Source organism: Agrobacterium sp. LEGMi-208b, assembly GCF_059511785.1.
The window spans coordinates 649,815-670,780 of record NZ_CM183445.1 but is presented as its reverse complement, the minus strand read 5'-3'; the positions used below and the strand labels follow the sequence as shown (position 1 = coordinate 670,780).

Here is a 20,966-nt window from a genome sequence, read left to right as displayed (position 1 = left end):
TTTGGGGATGGGGGGAGGTTGGAGTGCGCGGGCACCCCCCTCTGTCCTGCCGGGCATCTCCCCCTCAAGGGGGGAGATCAGCAGGGCGCACCCTTTTCCAATTCTCAACGTTTGTGATGGGCGATACCCCGCCGCAGGTCGATCTCCCCCCTTGAGGGGGAGATGCCCGACAGGGCAGAGGGGGGTAAGCGGCTTGCGCCGACTCCCCCATCAACCAATCACATCGAAGCCTTGATCTTCTCCGCCACCTCGGCCGGAACCCACTTCGTCCAGATGTCCTCATGGTTCTCGAGGAAATATTCCGCGCCATCCTCGTTGGTGCCCTGGTTTTCATCCATCCAGGCGAGGATTTCGGCGACCACCTTGTTGTCCCAGTTGCGGGCCTTGAGATAATCCAGCGTCACCCCGGCCTTGCTTTCGAAGTCCTTGGTGATGACGGTAAAGACATCGGCCACCGGATAGGCGTTGACCTTGGGGCTGGCGCAATCGACCTTGGCGGTGCAGTCGTCGAAATGGGCGCGGTCGAGTTCGACGCCGTCATCCAGCTTCACCATCTCGTATTTGCCGAGAACGGCGGTGGGCGACCAATAATAGCCGAGCCAGCCCTGCTTCTTTTCGAACGCATTGGCGATCGAGCCATCGAGGCCGGCGGCGGAGCCGGTATCGACCAGCGTAAAGCCCTTTTTGTCGCCTTCGCGCGCCTTGTAGAGATTGGTCGTCGTCACCTGGCAGTTCCAGCCGGAGGGGCAATTGTGCACGGCGCCCTTGCTGGCGTCCTCCGGGGCGGGGAAGAGTTCGGGATGTTTCAGCGCATCCTCGACGGTCTTGATATCGGGATGTTCATCGGCGATGAATTTCGGGATCCACCAGCCTTCGATACCGCCTTCGGAAAGAATTTTCGATGCTTCGATCATGCGGCCATCCTTGACGGCGGCGTCGAGCGGCTCGCGCACGGCGTTCACCCACAATTCGGGCGCCATGTCCGGCTGGCCCTTTTCGTTCATGGAGGCGAAGGTCGGCATGGTATCGCCGCTGACGACATTGACCGTGCAGTCATAGCCGTTTTCCATGATGAACTTGTCGACGTAAGCCGCGACACCGGCGGATGCCCAGTTCATTTCGGCGATGGAGATGCTGCCGCACGCTTCGGCGGCATTGGCGGAATTTGCTGCACCGGCAGCGATGATAAAGCCCGTTACGAGAATGGTCGAGGCTAGGAGTTTCTTCATTTGTAAGACCCCCAAGTCTGATGCAGTGTTTTCAATTGGCAAAGCGGGAGCACTGCAAAGCCCGGATTGCCAAGGGCGAACTGACATGGCGCATGGAAAAGCCGAAAAAAACCGGCGTCAAGAATATCCGCAAGACGTGCTGCAGGATTGCCGCGAGAAACGCGGCGGAAAGGCGCATGAATATGTCAACGACCGGCATAATACGGCCAAAAAGTGATATTGCAACGCGAAATGGCGCATCGCAGCCATGCGTTCGATTTTCGGAACATTTTTTCAGTTGACGTAATACATGAAATGTATTTGAGATTTACTCAAGTCTATTGTGATTTTTAGTAATGCGAAATAAAAATCCACACATCAGCAAAGTGAAGTTAAAAGAAAATCAAGCGATGCGTTTTTGTGGAAAAAATATTCAGAAAGAGGTTTTTTGAAGGTATTTTCATACTGTTTTGGTTCGGGCGGCGGCTCTGTCGCCGCCCGTTTCGCAATCAGGGTCTCACACGGCATCCCTGCCGGCCACCTTCAGCGCGAAGGCATATTCGAAGGCGATCTCTTCCAGCCGCTGGAAACGGCCGGACTTGCCGCCATGGCCCGCCGCCATGTTGGTTTTCAGCAGGATGGGCGCTTCCCCCGTCGTCTTTTCGCGCAGCTTCGCCACCCATTTGGTCGGCTCCCAATAGGTCACGCGCGGGTCGGTGAGACCGGATAGCGCCAGAATCGGCGGGTAGGGCTTCGCACCGACATTGTCATAGGGGCTATAGGCGGCGATCCACTGATATTCCTCCGCCGATTCCAGCGGGTTGCCCCATTCGGGCCATTCGGGCGGGGTGAGCGGCAGCGTGTCATCGAGCATGGTGGTCAGCACGTCCACGAAGGGAACGGCGGCGATGATGCCGGCGAATTTCTCCGGTGCCATATTGGCGACAGCCCCCATCAACATTCCGCCGGCCGAGCCGCCTTCGGCGATGATGCCCTGATAGGAGGTGAAGCCTTCCTGAACCAGATGATCGGCAGCGGCGATGAAATCCTTGAAGGTGTTCTGCTTGTGCTCCATCTTGCCGGTTTCGTACCATTCGAAACCCTTGTCCTTACCGCCGCGAATATGGGCGACGGCATAGACGAAACCACGGTCGGCGAGCGACAGCGTGGTGGTGGAGAAGGAGGCGGGGATGGTGATGCCGTAAGCGCCATAGCCATAAAGCAGGCAGGGGGCGGAACCGTCGAGCGCCACATCCTTGCGGTAGAGCAGGGAGACCGGCACCAGCTCACCATCATGGGCAGGCGCCATGATGCGGCGGGTGATGTAGTCATCCGGATTATGGCCGGACGGTACTTCCTGCGTCTTCAGAAGGGTGCGCTCGCGCGTCACCATGTCGTAATCGAACAATTGGCTCGGCGTCGTCATCGAGGAATAGGAGAAGCGGATGACATCGGTGTCATATTCCGCCGCACCATGCAGGCCGAGCGAATAGGCCTCTTCGGCAAAGGCGATGGAATGTTCCTCGCCCGAGCGGCGGTCGCGGATGACGATGCGCGGCAGGCCGTCACGGCGTTCCAGCCAGATCAGGTGGCGGGCATAGGCATCGACGGAAAGAATGAGACGGCCCGGCTCATGCGGCACGACTTCTTTCCAGTTTTCCTTGCCCGGTGCGGTGACCGGCGCTTCGACAATGCGGAAATCCTTGGCGTCGCCGTCATTGGTGAGGATGAAGAAGACATCGCCGCCTTCGCACATCGAATATTCGATGCCCTCTTCGCGTTCCGCCACCACCTTTGGCTCGGCCGTCAGGTCGCTGGTGGAGAGAATGCGATATTCGCTGGTCTCATGGTCGTGAATGTCGATGAAGATGAAATCGTCGAGCACCGACGCACCGACGCCCATGAAGAAGCCGGGGTCCTTTTCCTCATAAACCAGCCGGTCGGCCGATTGCGGCTCGCCGATAATGTGGTGAAAGACCTTCGAGGGGCGGTGGTTCTCGTCCTGCAGCGTATAGAAAAAGCTCTTGCCGTCCGGCGCCCAGGCACCGCCGCCGCCGGTATTTTCGACGATATCGGCAAGGTCCTCGCCGGTCTCAAGGTCGCGGATGCGCAGGGTGAAATATTCCGAACCCTTGTCGTCATAACCCCAGATGCCGTGACTGTGATCGGAAGATTGGTCGAGACCGGACAGGCGGAAATAATCCTTGCCCTCGGCTTCCTTGTCGCCGTTCAGCAGCACCTGTTTTTCGCCGCCATCGCGCGGCGTGCGGAAATAATGCGGCTGCTCGCCGCCGGTCACGAACAATGTGCCATAGGCATAGGGGCCGTCCCTGACCGGAACGGAGGAATCATCCTGCTTGATGCGGCCCTTCATTTCCTCGAACAGCTTTTCCTGAAGCGCCTTGGTGTCGCCCATAGCGGCTTCCATATAGGCGTTTTCCGCCTCCAGATGCGCGCGGATGGCGGGGTCGAGGATGGAGGTGTCCTTGAACATGGCCTGCCAGTTATCGGCCCGGAACCATGCGTAATCGTCGGTGCGGGTAATGCCGTGATGCGTGTCCTGAACGGGCCGTTTTTCGGCGGTCGGGGCAGCGGGGAGATTCTTGAAAATCGGCAAGGGAAACTCGCTTTCGTATGATGAGCGGCGCTAGGAAAGATTCGTCGGCAACGACCCTAACATTTTTTTGCACCCCGCCTCACCCTTCGATTGGTACTTGCCAGGTTTCGTGGTTGTGACTGATTTTCCAAGCCAGCAAGTGGTCAATTTCCCCGCAGAGTGGTTATTGAGTTCCCGCGATACACATCACGAGAATTTTAGCCTTCTTCGTGACCGGATCATACAGAGGAACAGGCTCTTCATACGGTTGTATCAAACCGTGCATCCCCGGGCACAGTCGCCGTGCTTTTACGTAGGAGTCAACCTGCTTGGAAACTCCCGCCTGTTTCGGATCTTTAGTATTCGGTTTTCGTTCGACGTTTTCTAACTCTATGATGTAATGTGATAATTTCGCGTAGGTTTTGTCAGTTGGTTTATGCGAGATCGGGTAGGTTGTCGCAGATACGTTCTGCGTAGCTTTTTCCCAAGCTTTTGCTTTATATTCTGCATCCGCAGCTGCCACCTGCATTGCGAGCTCTGGTCCCAAAGTCGCGTTGGCAAAAGAGTTTGAGAGTTTATATTTAAAGTTCTCCTCCTGTGTTTTGGTACATCCAGCCAAGAGGGTGGTAATTATTATTAAAGAAATAATTGATTTTTTCATAATTTACCTAAGTATAAATTAGTGTTTATGTTTTTTGATTGTTATCAATAGTTACGATTATGAATAATAATACAATGATTTGGCAAGTCCATTCAGCTTTTAAGGGCACGTGTTGAAAATCAAACCCGATCAGTGTGCTCTCCCAGCCGATCAAGTTTCAAATCTCCACAGGCGGAATGCAGCTCGGGCACAATTTCGTCAGCTTTCGATCACATTTTGGCAATATCCGGCAAATCAGCGATGATGGATGCAGGCCGTTCGGCCCGCCGCCCACCACAAGAACAAACGAAAAAACTGACAGGATCCCATGCGAAAGCTTCTTCCCGCTGCCCTTTCTGCCTTTTTCCTTGGCTTGCAGACCGTCACACCCGCTTTCGCGATCGATGCCAGCGTCATGCGGCAGTTGAACGCGCTTGCCCCCGAGGAGCGGCTGGAACAGCGCTGCGACATCGAGGCGATGGAAAGGATAGCGACCGAGCAGAAGGGCATGCGGCCGGACAAGGTCATCGCCTATACTTTTGGCGATCCCGAGGTGGGCAAGAACTCCATCAAGGCGCCGGGCGCGGTCTTCAGAAGTTCGGGCGAATGGTACAAGCTCAAATACAAGTGCCAGCTCAAGAGCGACAGTCTCAGCATCCAGTCCTTTGATTACCGCGTCGGCGACAGGATTCCCGAAGAGCAGTGGAAGAAGTTGTATCTTTATGACTGAGCACGGAATTTTTCGATTTCAGGCCGGCGTTTAGCCGCCGCTTTGTTGCCGCGCCATCAATGGCTCTGTAACCCTGACTTCCGATCGAAGTGAGGGACATAAACATGGCGACACGATTCAAGGGACTTTCTGCTTTTCCGATCACGCCGGCCGATGAGACCGGGCGGGTGGATGTTGAGGCTTTCTCCGCCCTGATCGAGCGGCTGGATGCGGCGGCGGTCGATTCCATCGGCATTCTCGGCAGCACCGGCATCTACATGTATCTCACGCGCGAAGAGCGGCGTCGCGCCGTCGAGGCAGCCGCCGCCATCCTCAAGGGCAGGCGCATTCTCATGGCTGGCGTCGGCGCGTTGCGCACCGATGAGGCCGTGGCGCTGGCGAAGGATGCGGAAGCGGCCGGCGCCGATGCGCTGTTGCTCGCGCCCGTCTCTTACACGCCGCTGACCCAGGAAGAGGCGTATCACCATTTCGCCGCCGTGGCGGGCGCAACGGCGCTGCCGCTTGCCATCTACAACAACCCGACGACCACCCGCTTTGCCTTCAGCGACGAGCTTCTGGTGCGGCTCGCCTATATCCCCAATATCCGCGCCATCAAGATGCCGCTGCCGGCCGATTCCGATTATGCGGGTGAGCTTGCACGGCTGCGCCCCAAGCTGTCGGATGATTTCGCCATTGGTTACAGCGGAGACTGGGGCTGCGCCGACGCCACGCTTGCCGGCGGCGACACCTGGTACAGCGTGGTTGCCGGCCTGCTGCCGGTTCCGGCCCTGCGGCTGATGCGGGCGGCTCAGGCCGGCAATGCGGAGGAGGTAAAAAGGCTCGATGCGGCCTTCCAGCCGCTCTGGACGCTGTTCAAGGAATTCGGCAGCATCCGGGTGGTTTATGCCGCCGCCAATATCCTGTCGCTCACCGTCAGCGAGCCGCCCCGGCCGATTCTGCCGCTTACCAGTGCGGAACGCCAGCGGGTGGAAGAGGCGCTGGAGGCGCTCTCCGCGCTGGAAACCGCGCCATAATTCGGGCGCTTTGCAGGCGGATTGCCACGTCCTTACACTTCGGAAAACCAAAAATGCTGCGTCGCCTGTTCATTGCCGCCCTGTTAGTCTCCGCCTCATCCGCCGCCTTTGCGGGAACGGGCCTTGTCGAGCCGTCGCTGAAAATGACGCCGCAGCATGACGGCAGGGTGCGGGTGGCGATGACGCTCGATGCCTGCATGGGCAAGACCGACCACCGCATTCTCGATACGCTGGTGCGTGAACGCATCCCCGCCACGATCTTCGTCACCGCCCGCTGGCTGAAGCACAATGGGGAGGCACTCGCCGTGCTGATGGCGCATCCGGATCTGTTCGAAATCGAAAACCACGGCGAAAACCATGTGCCGGCGGTGGACAAGCCGGTTTCCATCTATGGCATCGCGGCTGCCGGATCCGAAGCGGCGGTCGAGCAGGAGGTGGAAGGCGGCCGTCAGGCGATCGTCGCCGCCACCGGCCTCCAGCCGCAATGGTTCCGTGGTGCGACAGCCAAATACACCAAGTCATCCATGGCTACCATCAACCGGCTTGGCATGCGGGTGGCGGGTTATTCCGTCAATGGCGATGGCGGCTCGCTGCTGAGTGCGGCCGCGACGGCAAAACACATCGCGGCGGCGAAGGATGGCGATGTCATCATCTCTCACATCAACCAGCCCACCCATGAAGCGGGCGAGGGCGTGGTGAAGGGCCTTCTGGCGCTGAAGGCGCGCGGCGTAATTTTCGCACGGCTGGACGACCCTTCCTTCGCACCGCCGGGGAATTGAAGGGGAAACTTTCCTCATTCCTGTGCTTGTCACAGGAATCCAGCCAGCCCAAGTCCTTGGGCTGAAAGGACTCTCCCCGCCGCGCAGACGCGCGCCGGCTGGATTCCTGTGACAAGCACAGGAATGAGGGAAATGAGCCACATCCACGCCCGTTTTTCGGCGGCATGCCGCTCGAAATTGCGCTAGCATCCCCCCATGATGCTGTTCAAACGCCCCGACACCGAAACGCTCTATTCCGCCCTTGTGAACAAGGACCCCGCCTATGAAGGCGTGGCCTATGTCTGTGTGACCTCCACCAAGATATTTTGCCGCTTCACCTGCACGGCGCGCAAACCGAAGATCGAGAACTGCCGGTTTCGCGAGACCATCGCCGAATGCCTGGAGGCGGGTTTCCGCCCCTGCAAGCGCTGCAAGCCGATGTTGTCCTACGGCACCGCAGATGAAACCGTCACCTCACTGCTGACGGCGCTGGAAAACGACCCCGCCCGCCGCTGGCGCGAGGAGGATGTCGTGGCGCTCGGCCATGATCCATCCACCGTGCGCCGCACGTTCAAGCGCCGTTTCGGCATGAGCTTTCTGGAAATCGCCAGATTACGGCGGGTAGGCGGCGCTGCGGAAAGCATCGCTTCCGGCGAAGCGGTGATCGGCGCGCAGATCGATGCCGGCTACGAATCCGGCAGCGGCTTCCGCGCCGCCATCAACCAGTTCTTCGGTGCCTCGCCCGCCGCCATGAAAGGCAAGGGGTTTTTGAAGGGTGACTGGATCGATACGCCGATCGGCCCGATGCTTGCCGTCGCCGACGATCATGCCCTGCACCTCCTCGAATTCGCCGACCGGCCGGCGCTTGCCGCCGAACTGAAACGGCTGAAGACACGCACCGGCGCGGATATGGTGCTCGGCCGCACGGCGGTGACCGGCCAGATCGAAGCGGAACTCAGGGCCTATTTCGCCGGGCATTCGGCCGCCTTCGAAACCCGGCTTGCCGGTCACGGCACGCCCTTTGAGCGCGATGTCTGGAGGAACCTGCGGGAAATCCCGGCGGGCGAGATCGTCAGCTATTCCGCGCTCGCAACCTCCATGGAAAGACCGTCAGCCGTGCGTGCGGTGGCGCGCGCCAATGGCGCCAACCAGATCGCCATCGTCGTGCCGTGCCACCGCGTGCTGGGTGCGGATGGCAGCCTCACCGGCTATGGTGGAGGCCTGTGGCGGAAGAAATGGCTGATCGAGCACGAGCGCCGCATGGCGAGCGAGCAGGGGAGGAAGCTCGCTTCCTGAGCGGCCTGGCTGTTGGTTTTCAGGAGGGTGTTCATAGATAATGGGGCGGGGTGCTTGGGGCTTTACCCCCCTCTGCCCTGCCGGGCATCTCCCCCTCAAGGGGGGAGATCGACCTGCGGATAGGTTTCGCCCATCTCAACGTTTGCTAATGAAGCGGCGGTAGCGCCGCTTGCTGATCTCCCCCCTTGAGGGGGAGATGCCCGGCAGGGCAGAGGGGGGTAAACTCCACGCGCCCGCCGCCAAAGGACAATCCCCCAGGAGCTCAAACCCGGAGCGATTTCGCTTTTCTCCGAATCACGAAAATCCTCAAACTCCTCGTTTTTCCGGCCGGAAAGCCGGTGTTCAATCCGGCAGGTTGGGCACCACCCGGCGCGAGGGAAACAGCTCCCGCGTCACCGTCATGGCGATCAGCGAAAGCGGCAGCGCCAGCATGGCGCCCGCAGCGCCCCACATCCACGTCCAGAAGATGATCATCACGAAGACGAGGAAGGGGTTGATCTCCATGTTGCGGCCGACAACCGCCGGAAAGGCGAGGTTTTCCATCAGCAGGTGAATGGTGAAGAAAATCGCCGCCGGCAGAAGCGCCAGAATGATATTGTCATGGGTGATGATACCGGCCACCGTCAGCGAAATCGTCATGGCGGTGATGCCGAGAAACGGCACGAAGCTGGAGAGAAAGGCGAACAGCCCCCAAAGCAGCGGCATGGCGAGCCCGCCGAAATAGGCGATGACCACCATCGTCACGCCAAGCCCGGCATAGATCAGCGCCGCCGTGGCGAAATAGGTGCCGAGCACCTCTTCCACCGAGCCGATGATGCGAATGGTGCGAAGCCGCTGGTGGCGGGCCGGAAAGGCCATGATGATCGCCTTGCGCAGTCTTAAGCGGCTATAGAGAAACATCAGCAGGGCTGCGAGAAAGATCAGGCCCTGAATGACGGCCGGGGTGATGTTGGAGCCGAGCACGGAGATGATTTCGCCGCTGCGGGAAATCAGCGATTCCATCGACATCGACCCCATGCTGAAACTCGCCGCCGAAATATTCAGCCATCTGAGACTTTGCAGATAGGGCAGGAAACGGTCGATGCTGCGCTCCACCAGCGCCGGGCCTTCCGAAGCAAGGAGCGAGAGTGGTTCGGTGAGCGAATTGATGACGAAGAACATCACCGCCGCCACGAGGCTCGACAGAATGAGCGCGACGCCAAAACCGGGAATGCCATAGGAGCCGAGTTTTTCGGCGGCGATGCCGAGGATCATGCCGACCACGATGGCCATCACCACCGGAATGAGAATGAGCGACAATTCGTGGATGACCGCCATCAGCATGATGAGGAAGATACCGATCACCGACCAGGCGACGACCACATCGAGAGCTTCGCGGCCAAGCGGCTGCTGGCTGCGCGCATCGTCGCGGCGCGATGTGGATGGCGGGGCCTCCAGCGGGTCCGCCCTTTTTGCCTGAACGCTTCCGGTCGTGGCCCCGGCGGTGGCGGCCAAACTGCCGGTCTTGTCCGGTCTGGCATTTTCATTCATCGAACGGTCCCCCAATCAGGTGACAAACGTTCGAGAAATGTGGCGGTTCCGGGGCGGCAGAAATTTCTGCCGCCCCTTTTTGCGTTTATGCGGAAAGCTTTAGCCCGATACCCCATGGATCTTTGAGGACAATGCCGTCAGCCTGCCGTTCGGTGGCGATTTCCAGCCGGTCGAGTGCGGCAACCGCCTTGTCGAGCGCCGCCGCCTCGTTGAATGTCAACGAATAGCCGGAAAGGCCGGTCATATTGTCCTTGCGGGCCGCAGCGCCCCGGCTGTTCCAGATATTGGCGGCGACGTGGTGGTGATAGGCCCCGGAGCCGAAGAAGCTCGCACCCGGATAACGCGCCATGATCTTCAGCCCCAGCACATCCTGATAAAACTCATCCGCCTGCGGAATATTACCGACCTGCAGGTGGATATGGCCGATGGCCGTTCCTTCCGCCGCACCGGTAAAGGCCGTCTTCGGCGCGCTGTCGTAAAGCGCCTGAAGGTTGAGGCTAAGGGTGGCCATGTCAACCGTGCCATCGGGCTGGTAGGTCCATTCGTCAGGTGAACGGTCGCGATAGACCTCGATGCCGTTGCCTTCCGGGTCGGCGAGATAGATCGCCTCGCTCACCAGATGGTCGGATGCGCCCTGAAACTGGACATTGTTATGGGCGGCATGCGCCAGCCAATGGGCCAGGTCATCGCGGCTCGGCATCAGGAAGGCGGTGTGGAACAGGCCTGCCGCGTTGCGCGGCGCGCGTTCCGCCGTGTTGGACGTGGAGAGCGTCAGAAGCGGCTGGCCGCCAACCCCGAGCACTTCACCGCTCGGGCTCTTTTCAAGAACGGAAAGACCGATGATCTTCTGGTAGAAATCCGAAAGGCGCGGCAGATCGTGAACGACGAGATGCGCCTGGCCGACATAGGCCGGCCGCGTCAGGGCGAATTGTTTGATTTCACTCATCATGATCTCCATATTGAATCCGAGGCGCCCTGGGGCGGATCGGTCGCCGATGATATCGGCCGACGCCGCTTTGCGGCGTTTGTCGAAGGCGAATATGGGCTGGTTTCGTCGTTCAGCAAAGATCGTGGTCTGGCGATTGACTGTCCACTATTCGTTGACAATGCCCTGTTCCGGCCCGGCTCCGGCTTTGACTTCGATCAAGGTAAAGGCCGTGCCGACGGGGAAATATGAGCCTAGCCCGACACGCTAAACGGCGGATCAAGCCAAAGGAGACAGCCATGTACAAGAAGATCATCGTACCGGTAGACCTCAGCGCCACCGACAAGGGGGAAAAGATTCTCGAAAAGGCCAAGGCGCTGCTGGATCCCGATGGCGAGATCGTTCTCATCAACGTTGTCGAGGAACTGCCGGGCTATATGGCGATCGACCTGCCTGTCGACCTGATCGAAAACGCCATCAAGGACGCCAAGGCCAAGCTTTCCGACCTGAAGACCAAAGCGGGTTTCAAGGGCGGTCAGGAAATCAGAAGCGGCGCGCCCGCCCGCGAGATCATCGCCGCCGCCGAAGAGCACAAGGCCGACCTCATCATCATCGCGTCGCACACGCCTGACTTCAGCAATTATTTCATCGGCGCCACCGCCGATCGCGTGGTGCGCCACGCCAAATGCTCGGTGCTGGTGGATCGGTAAAAGCCTGAGATTTTAGGGTTGCGGGCGGGTTTTCCGCCCGTACCGGCTGGAGGAAAAGACCCATGAATATCGAAAGTTACGAGAAAATCCTGCGCGACCGCCAGCGCGAGCTTTATCGCCGCCTGCATAAAATCGAGGCCGATTTCGAGGAGCCTCGCAATCCCGATGACGAGGATCGCGCCACCGAACGCAGCAATGACGAGGTGCTGGACGAGCTGGGGCAGGTGGGTCAGGACGAGTTGCGCGCCATCGACGCAGCCCTTGACCGCGTCACGAGCGGCACTTTCGGCATCTGTGTCAAATGCGGCAAGAAGATTTCGGAGGATCGGCTGAAGGCGGTGCCCTATACGCCGTTTTGCCAGGAATGCGCTGCGGCTTTGTGAAATAATTTCGCGGTGACGCGTTGCGCTCACCCTTTTCACCCTCATCCCTGTGCTTGTCACAGGGATCCAGCCAGCCCAAGTCCTTGCGCTGAGAAGGGTCCTTTCGCCGCGCAGACGCGCGTCGGCTGGATTCCTGTGACAAGCACAGGAATGAGGGAAACAGTGGACCTCTCCTTTCGCAACAGCCTCGAACGCAATTTGATTGCCGTTAACCGGCTGCTGTCTTGTTCCTGTCTAATATTGTCTCCATGCTTTGTTGAAAGCACGCAGACGGGAATGAACCATGAGCGAGATGTGGCGGTTCGGGCGCCAGTATGATTTTCACGAGATTGTCGCCGATGGCATCGTCCACGGTGTCGGCATCGTATTTGCGCTTATCGGTGCCACGGCGCTGATTTTCTATGCGATGGTCTGGGGTACGCTCAGCGCAATCGCCGCCGCGTGGATTTACGGTCTCGGTCTCGTCGCCTGTCTCTCCGTGTCCTTCACCTATAATATCTGGCCGCACTCCAGGGTGAAATGGTTCCTGCGCCGGCTGGATCATTCGGCGATCTTCATCCTCATCGCCGCCACCTATACGCCCTTCCTGATGCGCGGCATCCACGATCCGCTGATCGCCGTCATGCTGGGGCTGATTTGGCTTGCGGCGCTGTGCGGTATTCTCCTCAAATGCCTGTTTCCCGGCCGTTACGACCGGGTCGCCATCGGCCTTTATCTCGCCATGGGCTGGAGCGGCGTGATGGTGGTCGGGCCGCTGTCGTCGCACTTAGCGCCCGTCACGCTCTGGCTGATCGTCGCCGGCGGCGTCATCTATTCGCTCGGCGTCATCTTCCATGTCTGGGAAAAGCTGCGCTTCCAGAATGCCATCTGGCACGCTTTCGTGGTCGCCGCGGCCGCCGTTCATTATTTTGCCGTGGTCACCTCCTTCAGCCTCGTGCCGCTGGCATCGTGAAGAATGCGTCCCGATGGCGCATGGGTACTGGACAGCCATTCGCATCATCGCCTAATCCTCCTGCTGAGGGCGGCCGAAAATACCGCCGCCGCAGGCAGGAAAAAGGGTGAACGACAATGAGCGTGCAACTGCGCGACGCGACCGTGGACGATCTCTCCGGCATCATGGAGATTTACAATGATGCGGTGGTGAACACGACGGCGATCTGGAACGATGTGTTGGTCGATCTGGAAAACCGCAAGGAGTGGTTCGCCGCCCGCAAGTCACGCGGTTTTCCGGTCATCGTCGCAATCCTGGACGGCAAGGTCGCGGGCTACGCTTCCTATGGCGACTGGCGCGCTTTCGACGGTTATCGCCACACCCGCGAACATTCGGTCTATGTGCATAAGGATGCGCGGGGCCACGGCATCGGCAAAAAGCTGATGCAGGCGCTGATCGATCATGCTTCCGGCAACGACGTGCATGTGCTGATCGCCGCCATCGAGGCGGAAAACACCGCCTCCATCCGCCTGCATGAAAGCCTCGGTTTCAGGGTCGTCGGCCGGTTTTCGGAAGTCGGCACCAAGTTCGGCCGCTGGCTGGATTTGACCTGCATGGAGCTGAAATTAGGCTAGCAGGCTGGCCGAGTTTCCTTCAGATGGGGCGCCGGGCGAAGGCAAGCATGACGCCGAAGGCCATCATCATGGAGCCGCTGATCCGGTTGACGCGCTTCAAGGCTCGCGCATTGCGCATGAGACCGGACAGTCGTGAGCCGACAAAGGCATAAACGGCAATCGCCACCACCTCGAGCAGAAGGAAAATCACGCCGAGCGTGGCGAAACTCTGCCAATAGGCGTCCTGCTGGATGAATTGCGGGAAAAAGGCCGTGAAGATCAAAATAGCCTTGGGATTGCCGGAGGCGACGAAAAATTCCTGCCGCAGATAGGTTTTGAGAACATTGCCGTTGGCCGAGGATACATCGGGGGCGGCAACCTCAGCCTTCGAGCGGATGAGCTTGAAGCCGATCCACAGCAGATAAACAACACCGATCCATTTGATCAGTGAGAACATCATCTCGGACGCCATCAAAAGTGCGCCGAGCCCGAGTGCCGCAATCGCGATCATACCCGCAAAAGCGACCAGCCTGCCGCTTGCCGCCATCACCGCCGTCGCCATGCCGTAGCGCGCGCCCACCGTCATCGACAGAAGATTGTTCGGCCCGAAGGCCATGTTCAGGGCAAAGCAGGCGGGAATGAAAATGAGGATGGTTTCGAGCGTCATGGCGATGATCCGAAAGGAGTGAGGCCGTGATGATCTCACTCTCCGGTCCGGCTGTCGAGACGGCCTTTTCTGCGATGAAGGCCGGCAGGCGCAGCCGGCGTTTCACCGCATCTTTCATCAAACCGGCTCGAACACCATCGAATGGCCGTTGATGCAATAACGCAGGCCAGTGGGCTTCGGGCCGTCCGGGAAGACGTGGCCGAGATGGCCGCCGCAATTGGCGCAGCGGATTTCCGTGCGCACCATGCCGTAGCTGGCGTCGCGATGTTCCGTCACGGCGCCCGGCTTTACCGGCTCGAAATAGCTCGGCCATCCGCAGCCGGCATCGAATTTCGTATCCGAGAGGAACAGCGGCTCGTCGCAGGCCGCGCAGCGATAGAGGCCTTTCTGGAATGTATCCCAATAGGGTCCGGTGAAGGCGCGCTCGGTGCCGTGTTCACGCAGGATGCGATATTGTTCCGGCGTCAGCTGCTCACGCCATTCGGCATCGCTCTTTTTGATTTTTGGGGATGTCAGATCGCTCATGGAATGATCCTTTCTGTTCCCGCCTCAAATAGTCATCGCCGTCGCCGATTGAAAGGGGCGACGCCTCATAACGCGTTCGTTATGGGCCGGGAGTACCGATTTGGGTTGAGATGGCTTTGTCTATGCCTTAGAGCATTTCCAGGAAAAGTGGAGCCCGGTTTTCCGTTCGGAAATGCGCTCTAACTGAAAAAACGATTTGAAGAAGAACGCCATTCATTGGCGCGCAGGGGTGGGGGACATCCCGGGAGATGTGAATGACATCCGATGTCACGCCGCTGACATTCCTGTCGCTGTTTCTGCCGTTTCTGGCAGCGCTTGCCGCACCCGTCCTGGTTAAAAGGTTCGGTCACAATGCGGCGTGGGTCCTGGCGATTGCGCCTGCGCTCGCCTTTGCGCATTTTGCGCTGATGCTGCCGCAGATTGCGGCGGGCGGCGTGGTGACCGGCGGTTATGCCTGGGTGCCGAGCTTCAATCTCAGCTTCTCCTGGTTCATCGACGGCCTGTCGCTGACCTTTGCGCTCTTGATCACCGGCATCGGCCTGCTGATCGTGCTTTATGCGGGCGGTTATATGAAAGGCCATCCGCAGCAGGGCCGGTTCCTGTCCTTCCTGCTGCTCTTCATGGGCGCGATGCTGGGTGTCGTCGTTTCCGACAGCCTGCTGATGCTGTTCGTTTTCTGGGAACTCACCTCCATCACCTCCTTCCTGCTGATCGGTTTCGACCATGAGCGCGCCGCCTCGCGCCGCGCCGCGCTGCAGGCGCTGGTGGTGACGGGCGGCGGTGGCCTGCTGCTGCTCGCCGGGCTGATCTTCATCTGGGACATCAGCGGCATGACGCAATTGTCGCTGCTGGTGCGCGGCGGCGATGTCCTGCGCGACAGCCCGTTTTATCTGGCCGCGCTGCTTCTTGTGCTCGGCGGCGCCTTCACCAAATCGGCGCAGTTTCCTTTCCATTTCTGGCTGCCCAACGCCATGGAAGCGCCAACGCCGGTCTCCGCCTATCTGCATTCGGCAACCATGGTGAAGGCCGGCGTCTATCTGCTGATGCGGCTCAACCCGGTTCTCGGCGATACCGCCGCCTGGCAGATCCTGTTGCCCTTCTTCGGTGGGCTGACCATGCTCACCGGCGCGCTGCTGGCGGTGCGCCAGACCGATCTCAAGCTGATGCTCGCCTATACGACGGTGTCGTCGCTCGGCCTGCTAGTCATGCTAACGGGTTTCGGCTCCGACCATGCCATCGAGGCGGCGGTGCTTTATCTGGTGGCGCATTCGCTGTTCAAGGGCGCGCTCTTCATGGTCGCCGGCATCATCGACCATGAGACCGGTACCCGCGACGTGACGAAGCTCGGCGGCCTGCGAAAAGCCATGCCGGTCACCTTCGCGGCGGCGCTGGCGGCTGCGATTTCCATGGCCGGCCTGCCGCCTTTCTTCGGTTTTCTCGCCAAGGAAGAGATTTATTACGCGCTGGCGCATGGCAATCCGCGTGCCGTGCTGTTCACCGGCATCGCCATCCTCGGCAACGGGCTGATGTTCGCCGTTGCCTTCGCAGTGGCGCTGAAACCCTTCCTCGGCAAGCCGGTAAAGACCCCGAAACACGCGCATGAAGGCCCGCTGCTGCTCTGGCTCGGCCCGGCGCTTCTGGCGCTGAAGGGGCTGACAATTGCGCTCTTCTCCGGCATCGCGCATGTCTACATCTCCACCCCGATGGCGAGCGCCATTGCCGGCGAGGTGCGCTCGGTGGAAATCTCGCTCATTCCCCATATTGGCGTGCCGCTCGGCCTGTCGCTGCTCACCATCGCGCTCGGCATTGTCCTCTACACGCAGCTTTCCGCCGTCCGTGGACTGATCGACCGCACCTTCAAGGCGCTGGGGGCAGGGCCGGACAGGGGCTTTGACGTCTTCATCGACATGCTGGTGAAAGTCTCGTTCCACATCACCCGGCTCATCCAGCCGGGCAGGCTGGAATTTTACGTCACCGCCACCTTCGCCGTCATCGCCGCCGTGCTGCTGGTGCCGCTGTTCCTTTGTGGCGAATTGCCGTCCATGCCGTCCTGGCCGCGCGATATGCCGGTCCATGAGCTGACTTTCATTGTCATTGCCGTGGCGGGCCTCATCGCAGTGCTGACGGCGTCGAGCCGGCTCACCGCCATCATCGCGCTCGGCATTCAGGGCTTTGCGGTGGCGGTCATCTTCCTGCTCTTCGGCGCGCCCGATCTGTCCTTCACGCAATTCATGGTCGAAACGCTGTCGGTGGTCATTCTGACGCTGGTGATGACGCGGCTTCGCCTGTCGCCGTCAGACCATCGCGGCCTTGGCCAGAAGCTGCTGGACAGCACCATCGCCATCGCCTGCGGAACCGGCTTCGCCTTGTTCCTGATGCGCGCGACGCAGGCGAGCTTCGACAATCGCCTGACGGATTTCTACAACACCTATTCCAAGGTCATCGCCCACGGCGCCAATGTGGTCAACGTCATCATCGTCGACTTCCGCGGCACGGATACGCTCGGTGAAATCGCGGTCGTGATGATAACGGGTCTTGCCATTCTCGCGCTGATCCGCATCCGCCCGGCCGCCGTCAAGGGGGTCGCCGTCAAGGGACCGGCCAAAACCGCGAAGAAGAAAGGAGCGCGGGCATGAATACGCTCATTCTGCGCACCGTCGCCCCTGTCGTCACCAGCCTCATGGTGCTGTTTTCCATCTTCGTGCTGCTGCGCGGCCATAACGAGCCCGGCGGCGGCTTCATCGGCGGCCTGATCGCGGTCTCGGCGCTGGCGATCTATGGCATCGCTTATGGCGTCACCGCAGTAAGGCGCGCCATCCTGTTTCATCCCCTTTCGATTGCCGGGGCGGGGCTGCTGCTGTCCATGCTCTCCGGCCTCGTTTCCATCGCCGCCGGCGTGCCCTTCATGACCGGGCTCTGGGTCTATCCGAGCCTGTTCGGTGTCGAAATACCGCTCTCCACCGTCATGTCCTTCGATATCGGTGTCTATCTCGTCGTGGTCGGCGCCATCACCTCCATTGCGCTGGCGCTGGAAGAAAGGGAAAGCGACTGATGGAAGCGGTCTTCTCCATTCTCGTCGGCATCTTCTTTTCGGTGGCGATCTATCTCATGCTGTCGCGCCACAGCATCCGCATGCTGCTCGGCATCGCCATTCTCGGCAATGCGGTGAACCTCTTGCTGTTCACGGCGGGCAGGCTGACGCGCGAAGTGCCGCCGATCATTCCGCCCGGCATGGATACGCTGCCCGCCGGCGCCGCCAATCCGCTGCCGCAGGCGCTCATCCTCACGGCGATCGTCATTTCCTTTTCCTTCTTCTGTTTCCTTCTGGTGCTGACCTGGCGTGCGTTTCAGGAACTGCAGACCGACGACACGGATGAAATGCGCACCGCAGAACCCGCAGGCGAGCCCTTGCCGCCGCTCGGTTATTGAGCGGCGAGGCTGAGACACCATGGCATCCTCCACCACCTCCGCAGTCACCGATCTTTCCGCAGCGCTCGTCATGACGCCCGTGCCGCTCGCCGACTGGCTGATCATTCTCCCCATCGCGCTCTGCATTGGCGCAGGCGCGGTGCTGATGATGATGCGCCACGCCATCCGCCACCACGCGGCCGTTGCCATCGCGGCGCTCTTCCTGCTGGTGCTGCTCGATGCCGCGCTTTTGTGGAATGTCGCCACTCATGGCCCGTTCACCATGGTCATGGGCCGCTGGCTGCCGCCCTTCGGCATTGCCTTTACCGCCGATCTCACGGGCGCGCTGCTGTCGCTCGCCGCCGCCATCGTGGCGCTTGCGGGCGCCATCCATGCCGGCGCGGATATCGACGCCAGCGGCAGGCGATACGGTTTTTATCCCTTCCTGATGCTCTTGATGGCCGGTGTCACCGGCGCTTTCCTGACCGGCGACATCTTCAACCTCTATGTCTGGTTCGAGGTGCTGCTGATCTCGTCCTTCGGCCTGATCGTGCTCGGCTCGACGCGCGAGCAGATCGATGGCGCGCTGAAATACGCCATTCTGAACCTCATCGGCACGACGCTGTTCCTGATCACCGTCGGTTACCTCTATGCCATCTTCGGCACGCTCAACATGGCCGATATCGCGCAGAAGGCGACCGGGCTGCGCGGCACGGCGCCGCTGATGACGCTGGCAAGCCTCTTCGCGCTCGCCTTCGCCATGAAAGCGGCGGCCTTTCCGGTGAACTTCTGGCTGCCCGCTTCCTATCATACCCCACGTATCGTCGTTTCCGCCCTGTTCGGCGGCTTGCTCACCAAGGTCGGCATCTATTCGCTGCTGCGCGTCATGGTCATGCTGTTTCCGGTCGAGCGGGAAGAACTCAGCATCGTCATCGCCATTTCGGCGGCGCTGACCATGGTGCTCGGGGCCATGGGCGCGCTCGCCCAGAACGATATCCGCCGCATGCTCGGCTACATCGTCATATCGGGCATCGGCTACATGATGGCCGGCATCGCCATCGGCACGCCGTCGGGCGTCACTGGCGCCATTTTCTACGCGCTGCATTCCATGGTGCTGATGACGGCGCTTTATCTCGCCGCCGGCCATGCGGCGCGCCTCGGCGGCGGTTTCAGCCTCACCTCACTCAGAGGCCTTTACCGGCAGGCTCCGTGGTTTTCGGCGCTGGCGCTGGCGCTGTTTTTCGCCGGTTCCGGCCTGCCGCCCTTTTCCGGCTTCTGGCCGAAGGCGGTTCTGGTCAAGTCGGCGATCGATATCGGCGCCTGGTGGCTCGCCGGTGCCATCCTCGCCTCCGGCTTCATCGCCACCATCGCTTTCGGGCGGATTTTCCTTTTATGTTTCTGGCGTCCGTTGGCGGCATCCCCCGGTCAGCCTTCCCTGCCGCAAGCGTCGCCCTCTGCAGCGCCGTCCTTCGCGCCGCTGGTGGGACTGACGTTGCTGGTGGTATTCTTCGGCCTGTTTCCGGAAAGCCTGCTCAATCTCAGCCAGCAGGCGGCCGCAGGCCTCGGTGACCCGCAGGCCTATATCCAGTCGGTCTTTTCCGAAGGGAGCAAACCATGAGCCTCTATCTCGTACAGTTGCTTTTCGTTGCCGTATGGCTCGCCGTGACCGGCAGCGTCACGCTCGCGAACATCATTTTCGCCCTTGTCGTTTCGACGCTGGCGCTCGGCATCATCCGCCACCAGCTTCCGGGCGGGCGTAACCACTGGCTCAGGCTTGCCCGTGTGCTGTCGCTGGTGCTGCTGTTCTTCAAGGAGCTGGCGCTCTCCGCCTGGAAGGTCGCCGTGCTGGTGACGCGGCCGAAGCTCGATGTGCAGCCCGGCATTTTCGCCTATCCGCTGACGGTGACGACGGATTTCCAGATCACGCTGCTCGCCAACCTCATCACGCTCACGCCGGGCACGCTCTCGGTCGATGTTTCCGCAGACAGGACAATGCTCTACGTGCACGCGATCGACTGCAGCGATATCGAGGCAACGAAAAACGACATCCGCAACGGTTTCGAAAGAAAGATCATGGAGGCGTTTCAGATATGACGCCGGAACAAATAGCTTCATTTGCAACTATACTTGCATCGGTTGTTCTGTCGGCCGCCTTTTTGCTGACAGTATATCGCGTCGTCGTCGGCCCCACCTTGCCGGACCGTATCGTTGCGCTCGACATGCTGGTCGGCATCGCCATCGGTTTCATCGCGGTCATCGCCATCCGCACCGGCTTCAATCTTTATATCGATATCGCCATTGCGCTCGGGCTGGTCGGTTTTCTGGCAACGGTGGCCTTCGCCCGCTTCGTTCTGTCGCGCGGCGCGGACGGCCGACGCAGGCCGGCGGCAGTTCTCGATGGCGAAAGGGCATCAGAAGCCATTGAAAAAACACCGAAAACAGGTGTCGCCAACAGAAAAGGAAAGGGCAGGGAATGATGGCTTGGATCGTGGCTATTCTCGTTGCGGCGCTGTTGGTCTCAGGCGCCCTTTTCTCGTTGATCGCGGCAATCGGGCTTAATCGGCTGCCGGATGTCTATACCCGCATGCATGCGGCCTCCAAGGCGGGAACGGTGGGGTCCGGCCTGCTGCTTCTGGCGGTCGGCATCCATTCCATGGAAATATCGACGCTGGCACGGGCGCTGGCCGGTTTCTTCTTCTTTGTCCTCACCGCGCCGGTCTCGGCACATCTTCTTGCCATGGCGGCACACAAGGCAGGTTATCCGCTGGCCGATAAATCGGTAGTTGATGACCTCAAGAAAATTTGAAGTTGAAAATCCCCCCAATAATTGGGGGTATTCATTTTCAATTACTACTTGGCATAGTATTTTATTACCCGTAATTTTTTGTATTCCGATTAGACTGTTTTGAACTGAAAAAATCACAATAGGAATTTGACTTTTGCTGTTTTGCTGTTATCCAAATTAAGTGTAAAGTTGCTAATCGCGATTTGCATCTAGCCTCTTCATAGTCGGCATAGGCATTTTATTAATG

General features: G+C 59.8%; 23 protein-coding genes. 16 read left to right on the top strand and 7 right to left on the bottom strand.

Annotation, left to right across the window (positions count from 1 at the left end):
• Positions 1-218: 218 nt before the first annotated feature.
• The 3 genes from AC5YUO_RS03350 to AC5YUO_RS03340 all read right to left on the bottom strand — a co-directional run bounded on the left by AC5YUO_RS03350 (position 219) and on the right by AC5YUO_RS03340 (position 4,465).
• Positions 219-1,229, bottom strand: coding sequence for an ABC transporter substrate-binding protein (locus tag AC5YUO_RS03350; RefSeq protein WP_496154244.1), 1,011 nt, complete (start codon positions 1,227-1,229; stop codon positions 219-221).
• 496 nt (positions 1,230-1,725) lie between these two features.
• The gene (locus AC5YUO_RS03345) at positions 1,726-3,825 is read right to left on the bottom strand and encodes a S9 family peptidase (RefSeq protein WP_400811576.1); all 2,100 of its coding nucleotides are present in this window, start codon (positions 3,823-3,825) and stop codon (positions 1,726-1,728) included.
• A gap of 163 nt (positions 3,826-3,988) precedes the next feature.
• A complete protein-coding gene (locus AC5YUO_RS03340; RefSeq protein ID WP_496154243.1) occupies positions 3,989-4,465 on the bottom strand; it encodes a hypothetical protein in 477 nt (158 codons plus the stop codon).
• 307 nt (positions 4,466-4,772) lie between these two features.
• On the opposite strand from AC5YUO_RS03340, the gene AC5YUO_RS03335 reads away from it, so the two are divergent.
• The 4 genes from AC5YUO_RS03335 (at position 4,773) to AC5YUO_RS03320 (ending at position 8,241) form a co-directional block, all read left to right on the top strand.
• Complete coding sequence (locus AC5YUO_RS03335) at positions 4,773-5,174, top strand: DUF930 domain-containing protein (RefSeq protein WP_400811578.1); 402 nt, start codon at positions 4,773-4,775, stop codon at positions 5,172-5,174.
• A gap of 104 nt (positions 5,175-5,278) precedes the next feature.
• Positions 5,279-6,187, top strand: coding sequence for a dihydrodipicolinate synthase family protein (locus AC5YUO_RS03330; RefSeq protein WP_496154242.1), 909 nt, complete (start codon positions 5,279-5,281; stop codon positions 6,185-6,187).
• A gap of 53 nt (positions 6,188-6,240) precedes the next feature.
• Positions 6,241-6,966, top strand: coding sequence for a polysaccharide deacetylase family protein (locus AC5YUO_RS03325; protein WP_496154241.1), 726 nt, complete (start codon positions 6,241-6,243; stop codon positions 6,964-6,966).
• Positions 6,967-7,161: 195 nt separating this feature from the next.
• Positions 7,162-8,241: a bifunctional transcriptional activator/DNA repair enzyme AdaA gene (locus AC5YUO_RS03320; protein ID WP_496154240.1), complete on the top strand. Its 1,080-nt coding sequence runs from the start codon at positions 7,162-7,164 to the stop codon at positions 8,239-8,241.
• A 342-nt stretch (positions 8,242-8,583) separates the two neighbouring features.
• On the opposite strand, the gene AC5YUO_RS03315 is transcribed toward AC5YUO_RS03320, so the two are convergent.
• Entirely contained in the window at positions 8,584-9,771 is a 1,188-nt protein-coding gene (locus AC5YUO_RS03315; RefSeq protein ID WP_496154239.1) for an AI-2E family transporter, read from the bottom strand.
• 85 nt (positions 9,772-9,856) lie between these two features.
• Positions 9,857-10,717 carry a VOC family protein gene (locus AC5YUO_RS03310; RefSeq protein WP_496154238.1) on the bottom strand — a complete coding sequence of 287 codons (861 nt, stop codon included), beginning with the start codon at positions 10,715-10,717 and terminating at the stop codon, positions 9,857-9,859.
• On the opposite strand from AC5YUO_RS03310, the gene AC5YUO_RS03305 reads away from it, so the two are divergent.
• The 5 genes from AC5YUO_RS03305 (at position 10,700) to AC5YUO_RS03285 (ending at position 13,355) form a co-directional block, all read left to right on the top strand.
• Entirely contained in the window at positions 10,700-10,948 is a 249-nt protein-coding gene (locus AC5YUO_RS03305) for a hypothetical protein (RefSeq protein WP_496154237.1), read from the top strand. The two genes, AC5YUO_RS03310 and AC5YUO_RS03305, sit on opposite strands and share 18 nt — an antisense overlap.
• 47 nt (positions 10,949-10,995) lie before the next feature.
• Positions 10,996-11,406 (top strand): universal stress protein, encoded by a 411-nt coding sequence (locus AC5YUO_RS03300; RefSeq protein ID WP_400811598.1) that lies wholly within the window; start codon positions 10,996-10,998, stop codon positions 11,404-11,406.
• A gap of 62 nt (positions 11,407-11,468) precedes the next feature.
• Positions 11,469-11,789, top strand: a complete 321-nt coding sequence (locus AC5YUO_RS03295) for a TraR/DksA family transcriptional regulator (protein ID WP_496154236.1) — start codon at positions 11,469-11,471, stop codon at positions 11,787-11,789.
• A 283-nt stretch (positions 11,790-12,072) separates the two neighbouring features.
• Positions 12,073-12,741 (top strand): PAQR family membrane homeostasis protein TrhA, encoded by a 669-nt coding sequence (trhA, locus tag AC5YUO_RS03290; protein WP_496154235.1) that lies wholly within the window; start codon positions 12,073-12,075, stop codon positions 12,739-12,741.
• A gap of 116 nt (positions 12,742-12,857) precedes the next feature.
• Complete coding sequence (locus AC5YUO_RS03285) at positions 12,858-13,355, top strand: GNAT family N-acetyltransferase (RefSeq protein ID WP_496154234.1); 498 nt, start codon at positions 12,858-12,860, stop codon at positions 13,353-13,355.
• A gap of 19 nt (positions 13,356-13,374) precedes the next feature.
• Here the strand turns inward: AC5YUO_RS03285 and AC5YUO_RS03280 are convergent, their stop codons facing one another.
• On the bottom strand, positions 13,375-14,001 hold the full coding sequence (locus AC5YUO_RS03280; protein ID WP_496154233.1) for a LysE family translocator: 627 nt from the start codon (positions 13,999-14,001) through the stop codon (positions 13,375-13,377).
• Positions 14,002-14,118: 117 nt separating this feature from the next.
• Positions 14,119-14,526, bottom strand: coding sequence for a peptide-methionine (R)-S-oxide reductase MsrB (msrB, locus tag AC5YUO_RS03275; protein ID WP_003522288.1), 408 nt, complete (start codon positions 14,524-14,526; stop codon positions 14,119-14,121).
• 254 nt (positions 14,527-14,780) lie between these two features.
• Here msrB and AC5YUO_RS03270 point away from each other — a divergent pair, with 254 nt between their 5' ends.
• From AC5YUO_RS03270 to mnhG, 7 genes are read left to right on the top strand one after another with little or no spacing between them, the layout of a single operon-like run.
• On the top strand, positions 14,781-17,162 hold the full coding sequence (locus AC5YUO_RS03270; RefSeq protein WP_496154232.1) for a putative monovalent cation/H+ antiporter subunit A: 2,382 nt from the start codon (positions 14,781-14,783) through the stop codon (positions 17,160-17,162).
• A complete protein-coding gene (locus AC5YUO_RS03265; protein WP_496154231.1) occupies positions 17,159-17,578 on the top strand; it encodes a Na(+)/H(+) antiporter subunit B in 420 nt (139 codons plus the stop codon). The genes AC5YUO_RS03270 and AC5YUO_RS03265 overlap by 4 nt, the downstream gene beginning before the upstream one ends.
• On the top strand, positions 17,578-17,955 hold the full coding sequence (locus tag AC5YUO_RS03260; protein WP_003509263.1) for a Na+/H+ antiporter subunit C: 378 nt from the start codon (positions 17,578-17,580) through the stop codon (positions 17,953-17,955). The genes AC5YUO_RS03265 and AC5YUO_RS03260 overlap by 1 nt, the downstream gene beginning before the upstream one ends.
• Positions 17,956-17,974: 19 nt before the next feature.
• A complete protein-coding gene (locus tag AC5YUO_RS03255; RefSeq protein WP_496154230.1) occupies positions 17,975-19,552 on the top strand; it encodes a Na+/H+ antiporter subunit D in 1,578 nt (525 codons plus the stop codon).
• Positions 19,549-20,028, top strand: a complete 480-nt coding sequence (locus AC5YUO_RS03250) for a Na+/H+ antiporter subunit E (RefSeq protein WP_400811620.1) — start codon at positions 19,549-19,551, stop codon at positions 20,026-20,028. The genes AC5YUO_RS03255 and AC5YUO_RS03250 overlap by 4 nt, the downstream gene beginning before the upstream one ends.
• A complete protein-coding gene (locus AC5YUO_RS03245; protein WP_496154229.1) occupies positions 20,025-20,411 on the top strand; it encodes a cation:proton antiporter in 387 nt (128 codons plus the stop codon). Before AC5YUO_RS03250 ends, AC5YUO_RS03245 begins: the two co-directional genes overlap by 4 nt.
• Positions 20,408-20,740: a monovalent cation/H(+) antiporter subunit G gene (gene mnhG, locus AC5YUO_RS03240; RefSeq protein ID WP_400811624.1), complete on the top strand. Its 333-nt coding sequence runs from the start codon at positions 20,408-20,410 to the stop codon at positions 20,738-20,740. Before AC5YUO_RS03245 ends, mnhG begins: the two co-directional genes overlap by 4 nt.
• The last annotated feature ends 226 nt before the right edge of the window (positions 20,741-20,966 follow it).